Origin of the sequence: Parabacteroides timonensis (assembly GCF_900128505.1) — a bacterium.
GTDB classification, from domain to species: domain Bacteria; phylum Bacteroidota; class Bacteroidia; order Bacteroidales; family Tannerellaceae; genus Parabacteroides; species Parabacteroides timonensis.
Map to the genome: position 1 here is coordinate 3748175 of NZ_LT669941.1, position 16841 is coordinate 3765015.

General features: G+C 44.4%; 10 protein-coding genes and 1 tRNA gene. 3 read left to right on the top strand and 8 right to left on the bottom strand.

Annotated features, from left to right (window positions below; translation table 11 throughout):
* Positions 1-150 precede the first annotated feature (150 nt).
* Positions 151-1671 carry a potassium/proton antiporter gene (locus tag BQ7394_RS22760; protein ID WP_075559486.1) on the bottom strand — a complete coding sequence of 507 codons (1521 nt, stop codon included), beginning with the start codon at positions 1669-1671 and terminating at the stop codon, positions 151-153.
* A 139-nt stretch (positions 1672-1810) separates the two neighbouring features.
* On the opposite strand from BQ7394_RS22760, the gene BQ7394_RS22765 reads away from it, so the two are divergent.
* The gene (locus tag BQ7394_RS22765) at positions 1811-4468 is read left to right on the top strand and encodes a transglutaminase-like domain-containing protein (protein ID WP_210436541.1); all 2658 of its coding nucleotides are present in this window, start codon (positions 1811-1813) and stop codon (positions 4466-4468) included.
* A 285-nt stretch (positions 4469-4753) separates the two neighbouring features.
* Here BQ7394_RS22765 and BQ7394_RS22770 read toward each other — a convergent pair whose 3' ends face one another.
* From BQ7394_RS22770 to BQ7394_RS22785, 4 genes are all read right to left on the bottom strand, one after another.
* Entirely contained in the window at positions 4754-5047 is a 294-nt protein-coding gene (locus tag BQ7394_RS22770; RefSeq protein ID WP_075559488.1) for a nucleotidyltransferase family protein, read from the bottom strand.
* Between the two features lies 1 nt (position 5048).
* Positions 5049-5636 carry a putative polyvalent protein kinase domain-containing protein gene (locus BQ7394_RS22775; protein WP_075559489.1) on the bottom strand — a complete coding sequence of 196 codons (588 nt, stop codon included), beginning with the start codon at positions 5634-5636 and terminating at the stop codon, positions 5049-5051.
* A gap of 184 nt (positions 5637-5820) precedes the next feature.
* Positions 5821-5902, bottom strand: a tRNA-Leu gene (locus tag BQ7394_RS22780).
* 151 nt (positions 5903-6053) lie between these two features.
* Positions 6054-8774, bottom strand: coding sequence for a DNA gyrase/topoisomerase IV subunit A (locus BQ7394_RS22785; RefSeq protein ID WP_075560194.1), 2721 nt, complete (start codon positions 8772-8774; stop codon positions 6054-6056).
* 205 nt (positions 8775-8979) lie between these two features.
* Between BQ7394_RS22785 and ilvA the strand changes: the two genes are divergently transcribed.
* On the top strand, positions 8980-10179 hold the full coding sequence (ilvA, locus tag BQ7394_RS22790; RefSeq protein ID WP_075560195.1) for a threonine ammonia-lyase: 1200 nt from the start codon (positions 8980-8982) through the stop codon (positions 10177-10179).
* Between the two features lie 8 nt (positions 10180-10187).
* A complete protein-coding gene (locus BQ7394_RS22795; protein WP_075559490.1) occupies positions 10188-10661 on the top strand; it encodes an arsenate reductase ArsC in 474 nt (157 codons plus the stop codon).
* 95 nt (positions 10662-10756) lie between these two features.
* Here BQ7394_RS22795 and BQ7394_RS22800 read toward each other — a convergent pair whose 3' ends face one another.
* The 3 genes from BQ7394_RS22800 to BQ7394_RS22810 all read right to left on the bottom strand — a co-directional run bounded on the left by BQ7394_RS22800 (position 10757) and on the right by BQ7394_RS22810 (position 16445).
* A complete protein-coding gene (locus BQ7394_RS22800; RefSeq protein WP_075559491.1) occupies positions 10757-13939 on the bottom strand; it encodes a GH92 family glycosyl hydrolase in 3183 nt (1060 codons plus the stop codon).
* A 177-nt stretch (positions 13940-14116) separates the two neighbouring features.
* Positions 14117-15553: a Gfo/Idh/MocA family oxidoreductase gene (locus BQ7394_RS22805; RefSeq protein WP_075559492.1), complete on the bottom strand. Its 1437-nt coding sequence runs from the start codon at positions 15551-15553 to the stop codon at positions 14117-14119.
* Between the two features lie 337 nt (positions 15554-15890).
* Positions 15891-16445, bottom strand: a complete 555-nt coding sequence (locus BQ7394_RS22810; protein WP_075559493.1) for an NAD(P)H-dependent oxidoreductase — start codon at positions 16443-16445, stop codon at positions 15891-15893.
* Between the last annotated feature and the right edge of the window lie 396 nt (positions 16446-16841).

Below are 16841 nucleotides of genomic sequence, written 5' to 3' on the forward strand. Positions count from 1 at the left end.
ATAGTTTACATAATAACGATCTGTTTGGCAGTTTTGTATATTATTCGATGTTTTTTTACGGTCTTTTATACCCTGTGTATTAAAATTGTGAACAGTACTTTGGTTATGTAAATACAAATAAAAAAGGGCCCCGCCAAGGCCCTCTTTGCATTACCAATTCTTTTTCATCGTATAGTCTGTAATCCCTAAAGCCTCGTAGGCCTGAAGCAATGCCTCGTCGTTGTCGGAAATCATCAGCAATTTATCGCCCTCCATCAGAACCGTATTTCCTTTGGGGATAAAATAACGCCCGTCGCGCATCACCATTACTGCCAGCGTATGGTCGGGCAGGGTAAGCTCCATCAGCTTGTTGCCATGCGTCAACACTTCCGGTGTTATATCGATCTCGCTCATGGCACTCTTTATACCTTCCGGCAGTTCAATGCCGAACACATCCTTGCGCTCCGGTTCATCGATCAATCCCAGCCACTTGGCGGCCTGTGTTACAGTCGTTCCCTGGATAAGGAGAGAAAGAATGGTGATGAAGAAGACAACATTAAAGATCAGTCCGGCATGTTCTATTCCGGCAATCATCGGATAAGTGGCGAAGATGATCGGCACGGCTCCGCGAAGCCCTACCCACGAAATATACAGTTTCCCTTTTGTCGTAAAGTTTTTATAAGGGATCAGGCAAAGGAATACGCTGATCGGACGAGCGAAAAGGATCATAAAGATACCGACTGTCAACCCGATCGGGGCAACCGGCAACAATTCGTGAGGGTTAACGAGCAATCCCAACGTAAGGAACATCACGATCTGCCATAACCAGGCAAAACCGTCAAAGAACGTACCGATACTCTTTTTATGAACGATCTTGGCATTCCCAACCACCAGACCGGCAATATAAACAGCCAGGTAACCATTACCCTTGCACAGCGTAGTCGCTGCGAAGGTAAAAAATGCAGTGGCCAGCAATAAGATCGGATACAACGATTCGTTGTCGATATCGATCTTGTTGATGATAAGTACGGCTAATTTCCCCAACAGGAAACCGGCTATTGCACCAACCGACAACTGGATAACCAGCGACAGGATCGCATCGCCCAGGTTCATCCCAGCCGTCTGTATATAGGCGATCAACAGCAAAGTAAGCATATATGCCATCGGGTCGTTACTACCACTTTCCAACTCCAGCGTGGGACGCAAGCGTTGTTTCAGATAAACTCCTTTACTCCGGAGAATGGAGAATACGGATGCCGAGTCGGTAGACGACATAACAGCCGCCATCAATAACGATTCGGGAAAGGTGAGCGTTTCATAACCCACAACAAGCTTCGATATATAATAAATGAAACCTCCTGTGATAAACGTGGTAGCTAGCACCCCGACCGTGGCCAGGATGACCCCTTGCGACGCAATCGGTTTTACTTCGGATATCTTCGTATCCATACCACCCGAAAACAGGATGATACTCAACGCCAGCATACCGATAAACTGTGCTATGTTGGGGTTACTGAACTGTATCCCCAGTCCATCACTACCGAATAACATACCGACTCCCAGAAAGAGCAACAAAGCGGGGAGTCCGAAACGATAACCTGCCTTACCGGCAAAAATACTAAAAAACAGAATGACGGAAGCAATCAACAAGATTCCCTCCGCATTATGCAGAATCTCTAAATCATGGAACATAAGCGGAAACGGTTTACTCAATTATCCTTCAAAATAACAAAAAAAATCTGAAACTACAATGGAATGAATGCCGAAATATCTGGCTCATATACTGACTAATGAATATATTACGTATATTTGTCGGGATAAAATTAACACTATGCATAAAACACAATTATTCGCACTATTGTTCATGCTCCTGATAGGGACAGCATGCAACAAGCAACAGCACTTCATCTCTGACAATGCATTCAGGGCGGAAGTAGAAAAAGATTTCCAAGCCAAACAGGCAGCTTTGCCTGACGGAGATCTGTTCGCAGTTTTCAATCAGGAAATGACACCGCAGGAGAGAGAAGCACTTACCTTCCTGTATGCCTACATGCCGATCGGCGACATCACCGACTATGACGGAAAACTCTATCTGGATAACATCCGCAGCTCTTTCCAGGCCAAACAGGAAATGCCCTGGGGCGACAGCATCCCGGAAGACATCTTCCGCCATTTTGTGCTGCCGATCCGCGTTAACAACGAGAACCTGGACGAAAGCCGCATGGTCTTTTTCGACGAACTGAAAGACCGTGTAAAAGGAATGTCGCTGTACGACGCCGTGTTGGAAGTAAACCACTGGTGCCACGAAAAAGTAATTTATACCCCTTCCGACGCCCGTACCAGCTCGCCGCTGGCTTCTGTAAAGACAGCTTACGGACGTTGTGGTGAAGAGTCGACCTTTACGGTTGCCGCACTTCGCTCGGTCGGTATCCCTGCCCGCCAGGTATACACTCCGCGCTGGGCGCACACCGACGATAACCATGCCTGGGTAGAAGCCTGGGTGAACGGCAAATGGTATTTCCTGGGTGCCTGCGAACCGGAACCGATCCTGAACCTGGGATGGTTTAACGGCCCGGCATACCGCGGTATGCTGATGCACACCAAAGTATTTGGAAAATACAACGGCCCAGAAGAAGTAATGCTGGAAACAGACGGTTACACGGAAATCAACGTGATCGATAACTATGCCCCGACAGGCAAAGCCATCGTAACGATTGTGGATGCGGACGACAAACCCGTTCCCGGCGCCGATGTAGAATTCAAAATCTATAACTATGCCGAGTTCTACACCGTTGCCAACAAGAAAACCGACGCCGAAGGAAAGACCTTCCTGACTGCCGGTAAAGGCGATATGTTCGTATGGGCCACCAAAGACGGTAAGTTCGGTTTCGATAAAGTATCGTTCGGTAAAGGTGACGTGACTATTAAACTCGATAAGAAACCGGGTGATGCTGTTGAAGCAGTCGCTTTGGATGTTATTCCTCCGGTAGAAGGTTCTATCCCTGCCGAAGTAACTCCCGAACAGAAAGAAGCCAACGCCGCACGTCTGTTGGAAGAAGACGCTATCCGTAATAAATATGTTGCTACCTTCTATACCGAAGAGAAAGCGGAAGCACTGGCAAAAGAACTGGGTATCGATCCGCTGAAGACTTCCGACTTTATGATCGGTAGCCGTGGCAACTGGATGGAGATCGAAAAGTTCCTGCGCGAAACTCCGGCCGACAAACGTCCGGTAGCGATGGCACTCCTGGATGTAATTTCTGCCAAAGACCTTCGCGACACGCCCGCTTCCGTCCTGGCAGATCATCTGAACAACACAGAAGTGGTCAGTTCCGAGCAATTCAACCGATATGTACTTAATCCGCGTGTTGCCAACGAATTCCTTTCACCTTACCGTAGCTTCTTCATTGCCAACGTAGACGCAGAACTGGCTAAACAGGCCAAAGAAGATCCGATGGCTTTGGTCGATTGGGTGAAGAAAAACATCACGATCAAGAACGAACTCAACTCGCAACGTATCCCAGTCATGCCGATGGGTGTGTTCAAATCACGTGTTGCCGATACCGGATCACGCGACATCTTCTTTATCGCAGTAGCTCGCAGCCTGGGTATCCCGGCCCGTATCGAACCGGTAGCCCGCAAGGTGCAGTTTATGAAAGACGGCAACTGGATGGACGTAGATTTCGAAGCAGCTGTTCAGACCACTGCCAAGCAAGGAAAGGTAATGGCAACTTATGCCCCGATCAAAGCATTGCAGGACCCGAAGTATTACAGCCATTTCACTATTGCCAAGATACTTCCGGATGCTAAATTGCAGACATTGAACTTCCGCAGTGCAAGTACCGATATGGGTGTAGGCACCACCTGGAGCACCCTGTTGAAGAAACCGCAGCCTATCGACGAAGGTAACTATATGATGGTGACCGGAACCCGTATGGCTAACGGCAGCGTACTGGCCGAAGTATCTTTCTTCAACGTAGAGCCGGATAAGACAACGGATATCAAACTTGAAATGCGTGAGAACCTGGAAGAAGTACAGGTGATCGGTAATTTCAACTCTGAAAATAAATTCAAACGTGCTGACAACGGTGAAGAAACCAGCGTACTGGCTACAACCGGACGTGGCTACTTCGTTGTAGCTATCCTCGGAGCCCGCCAGGAACCGACCAACCACGCTATGCGCGACATCGCCGCCGTTAAGAAAGACCTTGAAGAATGGGGACGCAGCATGGTTCTCCTTTTCCCGGATGAAAAAGGTTACAACAGCTTCGATCCGAAAGAGTTCGGCGACCTGCCTAACACAATTACATACGGTATCGACGCAGACAACCATATCCAGAAAGAGATCGCATCAGCCATGAAGCTACAGAATGCCAGCCAGCTGCCGATCTTCATCATCGCCGACACCTTCAACCGTGTGGTATTCGTATCCCAAGGATACACCATCGGCTTGGGTGAACAGTTGATGAAAGTGATACACAAACTGTAAGAGACTTATAGTAAAATAATCAACCCCGACTACCGGTATGTTTCAAGCTACCGGTAGTCGGGGTTTTTATTTGGCATATCGTTCCGGCTCCATGCCGACAATTCGATATCGCTACTCCTATAAAAAGGTTTTGCCATAGTAGTGGCAGAAGATTGCTATTACAAATGAAAAAGAGTTTTATTTAAATAGCGGTTTCGAAGAATAACCGAACAATACAACGAACATATCATACAAAAGTCAAAAAGACCATATTCTTTAGAAGGGAGAAGTATTATAAATTCTTTATCACACATAAATTCCCTCCTTCTCTATTCTACTTTTCAGTAAGGTATCCATACGTTCACGTAAACGTACTATATCGACATTACAACCAAATAGAGCCTGCAAATCCTCTTTTATATGGACTAATGCAAACATACTCGGTTTTGAAGTTTCCAAATAAACATCAACATCACTCCCCTCTGTTTGCTCTCCTCTGGCAACAGAACCAAATATCCCCATACGAGTAATACCATACTTAGAAGCATTTTTAGCCATATAGTCACGTAAGAGGTTTATATATTCAGATGTAGATTTCATATCATTTCAATCTTATTTGTGTGTCAATGAAATATAGTTTATCATCAATACCATAAAGTACATTATTAGGAACCGCATCAAAAATCTCATATTTCTCATTATGATATTCATCTGAATAATCCATTATAAATCCCAAAGATTCCATATAATGCTGTATTTCGGTTTCAGTTGCTTCCCTATCGGCTCTTACATACGGTTGAACAAGTACCGCGCAAAATTTATTTTGGCTGTTATAAGCAAATCCGATCATTTCATAAGGGACATTGCTAAAAAAGAGGTTATGAGCCTCAATTCTTACAAAAAAGTTAGTAAGATCATCACCTGCATACTCAAAATTGTTCAGCTTGACGACAAAATCTTCATTTCCTGTAAAGACTTCATTTTCTCCACCTTTATTAAGATACACTAATGATAGAGCATTGAAGTCAATCCACAAATTATGAATAGTGGCAAATTCTTTTAACCTTTCAATTTGCTTTCCCTTATAGCCCTCTGATGGTTCAACTTCTCCTGCTGTTTCTTTTTCTCTTCTAATGAGATTGGCTGTTTCTTCCAGGATTCGATTGATTGGAGAGTACTTTCTATCCATTGCTTATGAAATTCATTAATATAAGTCCGTTCCATTTTTTAGTTACTTAAAGTGACTTCTGCAAATATAAAGAATTATTCGCAAATTATCCATAACCTAAAGAATTAGGAATACTATAAACACCAACCAAATGTATATAACAAAAAAATCCTCCCGAACTAATTCGGAAGGATTTTGCATTTTGTGCGGCTGAAGGGACTCGAACCCCCACGCCGTGAAGCACCAGATCCTAAGTCTGGCGTGGCTACCAATTACACCACAGCCGCATTTGGATTGCGGTGCAAAGGTAATTCTTTTTTATTAATTTGCAAGTTTTTCAGGGGAGATTTTATTTTTATCGGCTCCCAACGGTTCAGGATCGGACAAAAGGCGTGCTATTGCAGCCTCGAGAATCGTATCTTTTCCTTTTTTCATAGGCTATTCGTCAAAAAGCTTCATCTGTCCCGTTATCTCATCGATAATATCCGAGTTACTCTGATCCGTATCTGCATCATCCTCTTCCGGGCCGATATCGATACCTTCCCCGACCGGTTGTTCCGATGAAGCGAACCGGGTCGGCTCCAACTCATTGACAGTTTCAACCTCAAAAGTCGAGATTCGTTTTCCCTTGGCCTTGAAACCTTTTACGCCGATAAACTCTTCCGCATCGAGCACCATCGCTTCACGGAAACTGTCGTGCCCACCGAATATGACTTCAATACGAGGATACATTTCGTCGGTAAGCAACAACAGACGGCTCTTGGGGTTTTCTCCCAGGAAATTCTGCTTACGGCTGCCAGCTTCAAGCTGGAAGCGTTTGAGGTAAGGATATTTCTGGTCAGCATCATACAAAGCAGCCGTCCAGACCTTATTGGAGTCGAATTTCTCAATGATCTGTATATTATCTTCATAGTGATTGCTAAGGTCGAAGTTCGTCGTATAGAAATCGCCGTTACGCAAAACCACCAGGATCACATCGTCGCTCTGGAATTCGCCCAGCTCATCACCGCGTCCGTCATAATTCAGGCGCAATACATCCCAGTCGAACCAAACCTGACGCCCTCCGAGGGTCGAACTACCCTTCTGTTTCAGGCTGATCTTATGCACATCGGCTTTCGTCAGGATATTTCCTATCGAACCACGTCCCTTGATGGCGATCTCGCTGAAATCTTTTTCAAAGACGAGCAACTTCTGACGGGGTTTCGGTTTCAGTATTACTTTAACCGTTTCTGCTTCACCATTCGGATTGGCACTGAAATAGAGCACGCGCGATCCTTCTGTTCCCTTTGTTACATCGTATTCCTTATCGCGCGTCACTCCGGTTACGGCAAAACGTTTGATATAGTTATAACCGACTTTGCCATCGCGGTAAACAACATTATAGATTGTACGGCTATCGTTACGTTTAAAGACATTCAGATACAGAACGTCTTTGCCGACAAACATCTTATCACAGACTTTCACGATCTTATACGTTCCGTTACGGTAAAACAAGATAATATCGTCGATATCCGAACAGTTACAAACATATTCGTCCTTTTTCAAGCTCATGCCGATAAAGCCTTCGGCACGGTTGATATATAGTTTTTCGTTTGCTTCCACCACCTTGGTAGCTTCAATCGTGTCGAAGTTGCGCACCTCAGTCATACGCGGATGATCTTTGCCGTATTTTTCCTTCAACATAATAAACCAGTTGATGGTGTATTCTACGATATTGTCCAGATGATGATTGATCCGTTCAATCTCTTCCCGTATCTGAGCGATCAGGGCGTTACTTTTTTCCGAGTTGAATTTAAGGATACGTCCCATCTTGATCTCCATCAGTTTCAGGATATCGTCGCGGGTTACTTCACGGATAAAGTCAGGCTTAAATGGAGTCAGGCGCAGGTCGATATGAGCGATCGCTTCGTCCATATCCTTCGCATTTTCAAATTCCTTATCTTTATAGATACGTTCTTCGATGAATATCTTCTCGAGAGAGGCAAAAAACAGTGTTTCTTCCTGTTCCGATTTATGAATCTCCAACTCGGTACGCAGCAGATGCAACGTATCATCCGTTGAATGGCGCAACACATCACTGACCGTGAGGAAGTGAGGCTTGTTATCCATAATCACACAACAGTTCGGCGAAATACTGATCTCACAATCCGTGAAGGCATACAAGGCATCGATCGTCTTATCCGACGAAACGCCCGGAGCGAGGTGTACCAGGATCTCTACGCCTCTGGCTGTATTATCGTCTACTTTTTTAATCTTGATCTTCCCTTTGTCATTCGCTTTCAGGATCGACTCGATCAGGGAAGAGGTCGTTCTTCCATAAGGAATTTCACTGATAACTAATGTTTTGTTATCCAGCTTTGTTATCTTAGCACGAACTTTTACGGAACCACCGCGTTCGCCGTCGTTGTATTTCGTTACATCGATGAAACCGCCTGTCTGGAAATCAGGATACAAAGTAAAATCTTCTCCCTTCAGATAGGAAACAGATGCATCGATCAATTCATTGAAATTATGTGGCAGTATCTTGGATGAAAGACCGACAGCGATACCCTCCACGCCTTGTGCCAACAGCAAAGGGAATTTTACAGGGAGAGTGACCGGTTCTTTGTTACGCCCGTCGTAAGAAAGCTGCCAGGTAGTCGTCTTGGGGTTGAATACGGTTTCAAGAGCAAACTTAGAAAGACGCGCTTCGATATAACGGGGAGCAGCCGCACCGTCGCCGGTCAGGATGTTACCCCAGTTTCCCTGACAGTCGACCAACAAGTCTTTCTGTCCTAACTGTACCAAGGCGTCGCCTATAGAGGCATCGCCATGAGGGTGAAACTGCATGGTATGACCGACAATGTTGGCCACCTTATTATACCGGCCGTCGTCCAGACGCTTCATAGAGTGAAGGATACGACGCTGCACCGGCTTCAATCCGTCGTTGATATGCGGCACGGCACGTTCCAGGATTACATACGATGCATAATCCAAAAACCAATCCTGATACATCCCTGAGAGATGATAGGATACGCGACCTTCCCCTTTTCCGGGTATTTTATATTCCGAATGTGTAGTAGCATCAGACTGCTCATTGGGTTGAGAATCTGTATTTGTTTGCTCTATTTCCTCGTTTTCGTTTTCCTCTGTGAAATCTTCAATATCCTCTGGTTTCATAAACTTATATGGTGCTCTTTCTTCTTTTTCAGCCTCTGACCGGAAAACTATTTCCAGCGTGTAAATATACGAAATATTAGCGAGATAATAAAAAACCACAATTGTTTCAGCGAGATATCTGATTTCTCCCTATATTTGCCCCTTCAAAAATAGAGTAAGAACGGTTTTGCCCAATGTAAATGCCGAAGGTTTAACAAATAAAAAAATGCTCACACTCGATAAGATTTATCAGGCATCTTTTGCCCTGAAAACGGTTATCCGTCGCACGGACTTGATCAGTGCGCCCAATATCAATCCGGAGTCACATATCTATCTGAAACCGGAGAACTTACAGATCACAGGATCATTTAAAGTCCGTGGTGCCTGCTTCAAAATCTCACAACTTACGGAAGAAGAGAAAGCAAAAGGTGTTGTTGCCTGTTCTGCCGGCAACCATGCTCAGGGAGTTGCACTGGCAGCAACCACTCATGGCATCAAATCTCTTATCTGTTTGCCGGATAATGCTCCGATCTCTAAAATAGAAGCCACCAAATGGTATGGAGCAGATGTCTGCCTGGTAGAAGGCGTGTACGACGACGCTTACCAAAAAGCCCTAAAATTACGAGATGAAAAGGGATATACCTTTGTTCATCCTTTCGACGATGAAGATGTCATTGCCGGACAAGGTACAATAGGACTGGAACTATTGGAACAATTACCTGACCTGGACGCCGTAATCGTTCCGATTGGCGGCGGCGGACTGATTTCCGGGGTTGCTTTTGCGATCAAGCATTTGAATCCGAATGTAAAAATATATGGCGTACAGGCCAGTGGCGCACCGAGCATGCTCAACTCCATCGAGCACGACAAGATTGAGCGCATGGGCTTCGTCCGCACCATTGCCGACGGTATCGCCGTGAAGGAGCCGGGCGAACATACATTTGAGTATTGCCGTCAGTATGTGGATGAAATCGTTACGGTCAATGATGACGAGATATCGACAGCTATCCTGGCATTGATCGAACAGCACAAACTCATTGCCGAAGGTGCCGGCGCCGTAGCCGTTGCAGCTGCCATGTTCAACAAAGTACCTATCAAAGGGAAAAAGGCGATCTGCCTGGTATCGGGCGGTAACATCGACGTAACGATTCTGTCACGTGTGATCGGACGAGGCTTGCAGAAATCCGGCCGCTCTTACACCATGACAATTGAATTGGTAGACAAGCCCGGACAATTACAACACGTTTCTGAAATCATAGCCTCCACAGGGGCAAATGTAGTATCTGTCCACCATGAACGGGTAAGCCACACCGCAGATATTAACGGCTGTTACCTCCGCCTGGAAATGGAAACCCGCAACCAGGATCATATCGACCAGATACAATATACGCTAACAGCAGCAGGATATAAGATCATTCCAGGATAAGTAACACTATGAAAATATTAATTCTTTGCACCGGCAATAGTTGCCGAAGCCAGATGGCACAGGGTTGGCTACAATCTTTTGACAAGAACTTGATTGTTTGTTCAGCAGGAACAAATCCTGCCGATGAAGTAAATCCTCTTGCCATTAAAATGATGAAAAATTCTGGAATAGATATCAGCAGTCATACTCCCAAACCGGTCGATCAATATCTGGACGAACCCTGGGATTATGTGATTACGGTTTGTGGAAATGCAAACGAAAACTGCCCGGTATTCAGGGGAAAGGTTCGCCACAAATTACACATCGGCTTCTATGATCCTTCACGTGCCACAGGCACACCCGAATTTATAGAAAGCGAGTTCCGCCGAGTATGCATACAGATTAAAACAAAGATGTACGACTTTTACAATGACGAAATACTTAACGGCGATGGAGGACCGACATGTACCTGCGGGGCAAATCGTTTCTGCAGGTGTAATTAGTTAGCCAATAAGCCGGCATAAATATAGTTTCTCCCGGAGGAAACTAAAGTTTCTTCAGCACGAAACAAAAGTTTCCCCCGAGAGAAACAAAAGTTTCACCGGGAAGAAACAGGTGAAACTACGGCTTCTTTCCCCATTTCGATCACAATCTTCCCTCCTTTCAATACCTCTTCCTGCGGAATCCGGAAACCATTTACCGGTTTACCGTTCAAGGTAACCGATTGAATATATTTATTCTCTTTGGATGCGCCGGGAGCTTCTATCACGAAAGTCTCGCCGCGATTATATTTTCCATCCAGCCGGATCGTGATTTTGGGATAACGCGGAGAAGCCAATTCATAATACGGTTTTTCAGAACATCCGCCATCCATCTGGAACAAACCGAGAGCACTCATGACAAACCAGCTACTCATCTGCCCCAGATCCTCATCCCCCGGATAAGCGTCATAAGGAGTGGTTCCGTAATACTGCTCCTGTATCGCCCGTACCCATTTTTGCGTCAGCCAGGGAGCACCTGCCCAGTTAAAGAGATAGGCAACTTCCATAGAAGTTTCATTTCCGTGGTTGATCGGGAAAGCGGAAAAGTTATCGCCTGCCGCATTAAAATTGGCATGGGCTGACTGCTCCATCGCTTTATCCAAACGGCTTATAAAACGGTCTTTACCGACCATACCGATCAATTTATTCGGATTATGGGGTACGAACCAGGAATAATTGAAGGCATTTCCTTCGGTAAACCCGGGTGTATGGTACGGATCGAAAGGCTCTACCCAATTGCCGTGTTCGTCTTTAGGACGTATAAAGCCAGATTTCGGATCAAACAAATTAGACCAATTGTTCGAACGTTCATCAAACAGTTTAAAGTCATCGGTCTTTCCCAATACTTTGGCCATCTGCCCCAGACACCAGTCGTCGTAAGCATACTCCATTGTATTGGAGACAGTTCCTTTCCCTGCGGGAATATATCCATACTTCATATAAGGGACCAGGTTCTCAACTCCGACAGTTCCACCACCTTCATACTTCTGAGGAGGTGTTGTCATCATCTTTTTCAAACCGTCATACGCTATATTCAAGTCAAAGTCACGTATACCGCTTTGCCAGGCTCCCAGTATCTGAGAGATCGGATGCATGGCAACCATCACACCGGTATGTTCTATCCCGGCAGGGTCCGTATTGAACCAACCGCTATTCTGATAAAGCTGAATAGCCGAACATGCCCACTTGCTGGATATTTCCGGAGCCATCAGATTGAATAACTGCTGATTATTCCAGAATGTATTCCAATATTCACCGCTTACGATACAATCGTCCGGTTTCTCCAGCCGTCTGATCCTTTCATCTTCATCCACAAAACGACCGTCGACATCGCTCCAGGTTGCTTTGGCTGCTAACGCACGGTAGAGGTTGGTATAGAACTTCTTCTTTTGCAGATAATCATCCGTTTCAATCGCTATTCTTCCCAGGTATTCATCCCAAATGGAACGAGCATTGTCCACTACTTTCTCAAAATCCCATCCAAAAGGATCAGCCAGTTCCTGTTTCAGGTTATTCCGTGCCCCTACCATATCTACCAGAGATACACCGGAACGGACTAAGATTTCTTCGTTCTCTTTCGTCTTATAATTCAGGAATATACCGACATCGCCTTTGCCCTCTATCAGGGTTATATTTTGCTTTATTTCAGCAGGGGTTTCAAACTCGTGATTCCTGTTCCATCCGGGGATATAACCGGTTACCGGCTGAACACCTTCGTTCACCCATCCGCCCATCGAATCGAAAGGTTTGCTGAACTGGAGAACGAAGTACAATGTATAACTCTGCTCCAATGTATATCCGGTAAATGCATTATAATAAGTGGCATAACCTTCTATTTCCGTATCGCTGACTTTCGTTACACGGGCATTGACCAGATTATGCGGGTACTCGTTAGGTGTGAACATATCGATCAGGATACGAGCGTCTTCCCTGGCAGGGAAAATATATCGTTGTAAAGCTGCACGGCGGGTTGCCGTTATGTCCGCTTGTATCTTCGTATCCGTCATATAAACGGAATATTTACCTATTTCTGCCTTTTCCGATGATTTGTCAATCCGGGAACGATAGCCCTCATCCGGAAAATCTTCCCTGCCGGGATTGACTTTCAGTTCACCGCAGGTCGGTTGCATCAGGAAACCGGTCATCGTCCAGTCGCTGAAATGGTTGAAACCCATAATATTCTCTATGGCATATTCGTATCCGGCCTTCCATATCTCATCCTGATTGTCGGGAGCGATCTGCACCATACTCAAAGGGAGGCTTGGTCCGGGTTTGAACATCCAACGGGAATTGCCCGTCCCCATCAGCAAGTCTACATCGTCTGAATAGGAATGCAGCGGTTGCGGGCTACGGATCACTTCACCTTTATAAATAACATCTTTGCCATCCCGGATTGTAAATAGCAACTTTTCCTGTTTGCCTTTAGCCTGTGCAGCCGGCATCAATATTTCCTGGATACTCTCCCCTACTTCGATCGTACGTGAAACAGGAGCACATCCCTCTACTGCAAAAGTCAACTCCCGGGGTGCATCAAACTGGTTCATATCCACCAAAACCGGCAATATACGTTCTCCATTCTCTTTTTGATATTCAAAAGGTGCAGCTTTTACAGAACGTATCAATGAAGAAGACGCTTTTCCAAGTTGTACGGATGCCGGTGTTTCCAACCGGATACAATCGAAAATAGCCCATGTACCTTTAATAGTTCCCAACTGAATCTTATTCATACCGGGAGTAAGCCATGAAGAGGGGAATTGTATATGTATCTCTTTCGCTTTTCCTGTTCCCTTATTTTCCAGAAACTCCGAAGCATTCTCCCCGTTCAGTTCTTCTTCGAACCGATGACCGTTGATCTCGACCCGTATTTTGATCGGCTTACTATTATGTGCCCCAGTGAAAAAGAAAGTAAGAGAACATTCCCCTTTTCCGGAAACTTTATCCAAATTAAAATAGATAGAAGGGAAATGTCTCGGATGAAATCCGGCCCAGTACCCACCGCCAGCCCAACCATCCAACGGTCCCGGCAAAACATACGACCAATGTTTTTCAGGAGTAGAGTATCCTACATAAAAAGATTTCTCTCCCCCGAAGTTCGCCAGAAAACTTTTATAATTACCCGGATAGAGGGCAAACTCCGCAGCGGAATTGTCCTGCCGCCCTATTTCGAACAACACTTTATCGGTTGCAAAGAGTTTCAAGGAACAAAAGATGAGAATAAAAATCAGATATATACTTTTCATGGTCTTCTTAATTAATGAGTTATTTTTCAGAAAGTACAAATATATAGCTCCTTATCCAGCCGATCATTATACTATTCACTGATTTTATTGGATAGAATTATTCTGTCATCTACAGATTATAAGGCACAAAAAAAGCACTACTTATGTAGTGCTTTTTTCTATTCTATCAATTTTCTGTTATACATTATAATACTCTTCCCAACCTTTACGCGGCGGTTGTCCCACCAGCATTTGATTAGCGAAAGAGTCGTTTACAATTTCTTTCGTATCACGATCGAAAACCAGTTTGCGGTTCAGATGCTGTGCCATAACGCCCAGGCAGAATACCTGGCTTAACGGGCCAGCAATGGAGAACGGCGAACGGGTCTTTTCTTTTCCTTGGCAAGCCAACAAGAAGTTTTCGTAATGGTTGGACGGACTCTTTTCATATTCCGGCAGTTTCGGATTCATATCCTTTGCAATCTGATCCGGAATAACAGACAATGTACTGCCATGAGAACCACCTTTAAATGTAAGTGTCTTTGAATAGATTTCCTTACCCGGGTTCAGTTTCATCAATTGCAGTTTACCGCCGGCAACGGTCGGAATATTCGGATCGACATCCGAAGAGCCAAAGTCTTTCGGAACAGCTGGAATATTATCCAAACCATCATACCAGGTTACATCTACAGCCGGCATATTATTCCTTTCAGGGAATTTAAACAAAATGGTAGACGACATCGGATAGAAAAATGGATTATGGTCTTTCAGATACAACGGGTTTACTTCGGAAGGCAAGCCTAAATCCAGGAACTCATGAGCCGTATCCAGAATATGAGCTCCCCAGTCTCCCAGTGCTCCCATACCGAAATCATACCAGCAGCGCCATTGTCCCATATGATAATCATGGTTATAGTCATGATGCTGCACTACACCCAGCCAGGTATCCCAATCCAATGTTTCCGGAGCCGGTTCGCCCATCGGCATATGTTTAATGTTCGGATTCCATCCGTGCCAACGGCGCGGAGAGTTCATATGAGCTGTGATAGCAGTCACATCCTTGATTAATCCGGCATCTTTCCAGGCTTTGAACTGGAAGTAATTCGCTTCAGAGTGTCCCTGGTTACCCATCTGTGTAACAACACCGTATTTCTTTTCGCCTTTCATCATCAACTCCACCTCATGGAAAGTACGGGCCATCGGTTTTTCAACATATACATGTTTGCCATGAGCCATAGCTTCGATGGTTATAGGGAAATGGGCATGGTCAGGAACCCCCACCGTAACAGCATCTATCTTATCTGCCATCTTATCGAACATCTGGCGGAAATCCTGGAAGCGTTGAGCTTTCGGGAACATAGATATAAGCTCCTGTGTGTGCTTAGCTCCCATGTCGACATCGCAAAGAGCTACCACATTACATAAACCTGTTTTATACAACTCCTTGGCAATCTCACCTCCCCGGTTACCAATGCCAATAAACGCAATATTTACTTTTTCGTTAGGACTAACGAAAGGTACGCCAGGAAAGGCATTAGCCTTTGAAGGTATCCAAAACGACGGGATCGCCGTAGCTGCAGAAAGAGCCAATGCCCGCTTCAGAAACGAGCGGCGTGAAATGTCTTCTGATCTCATGGTACTTTATATTAGATAAATTAAGTCTGTTTGCGCAAACATCAAAAACATCAACTTTGCAAAAATAGATATTTTTTGTTGATATGAAAGGGTTTGTAGAAGAAAGTTCTTAAATTAATCCAATAATATTGTTATCATCGAATTATTTTATTCGTATAGTAAGGCAGAAATCTCCTGTCGTTTTTGCCTGTCGATAATTATGAACAAGCCTGTTGATAATTGTGGGCAGGCTTGTTGACAATTGTAAGCAAGCTTGCCGACAATTATCGACAGGCAATCAGATTGGTAACTGATTCTGATTGCTACGTATAATAATCAGAATCACATCACATAGTAACTACCAGATATTCTGCATTGTGTGGCTAGTCAATGCTTCTTCTACCCTTTGTTTATACACCTCAGCTCCTGCCGCTATATTTCTGGAAGCATCCCCGCTACCCATTCCATAGACAACCAACGGTGTATTCCAGACCATTCCGGCATGTATTGCACATCCCTGATAAGGACGCAAAAGTTCATCCATTGTAAAACAATTCCGTCCACCACTGCGGTAAGCTGCATACTCCGAGCCGGTTGTCGTGACGATTTGCAACGGTTTACCGGCTACGGCAGGTGTCTTCGCCAACGAAGTGAATACTTCATCCAGCCATCTTTTTAAAAGAGAAGGAGCAGACATCCAATGGAAAGGGAACTGAAAGATAACCATAGAGGCATCAGAAATGATAGTGCTCCACACATTTACATCAAAAGACTGATCCTGGTATTCATATAAATCATAGAGCATTACACCATCTATATCTTTTACCGCATCTGCCAATGCTTTGTTTGCCTGTGACTCTTTCAGGTTAGGATGAGCCAGAAGAATCACTACTTTTTTCGAACCGTCATTCATAATATTGTATTTTATAGTGAAAAAGAGCTGATTGATTATTATTTTACAAATATAAACAAATTCATAAAACACTGATACAAAATTAAAAGTCAGATTTTCGTCTTTAATTAAATAACAATCGCTTCCAGATAATTGATTTTTGAAAAGAGAAAGAATTAGACACACTCTACTTATTTAACATAAATAAAGAAATGCATCTCTTTATGAGCCTTTGATTAAAATCAAAGACAAAGTTATGATCTACAAATATATAGTTGCCTTTTGACAATTTTATAAATGATATTGTTCTAGTAGAACTCATTCGTAAATTCTGTTAAAAATAGATTCTAAGTTAACATTCATACTTTTGACCTCCTTAGGTAATAAACTAATTACAACTAATTTGTTACAAAATTA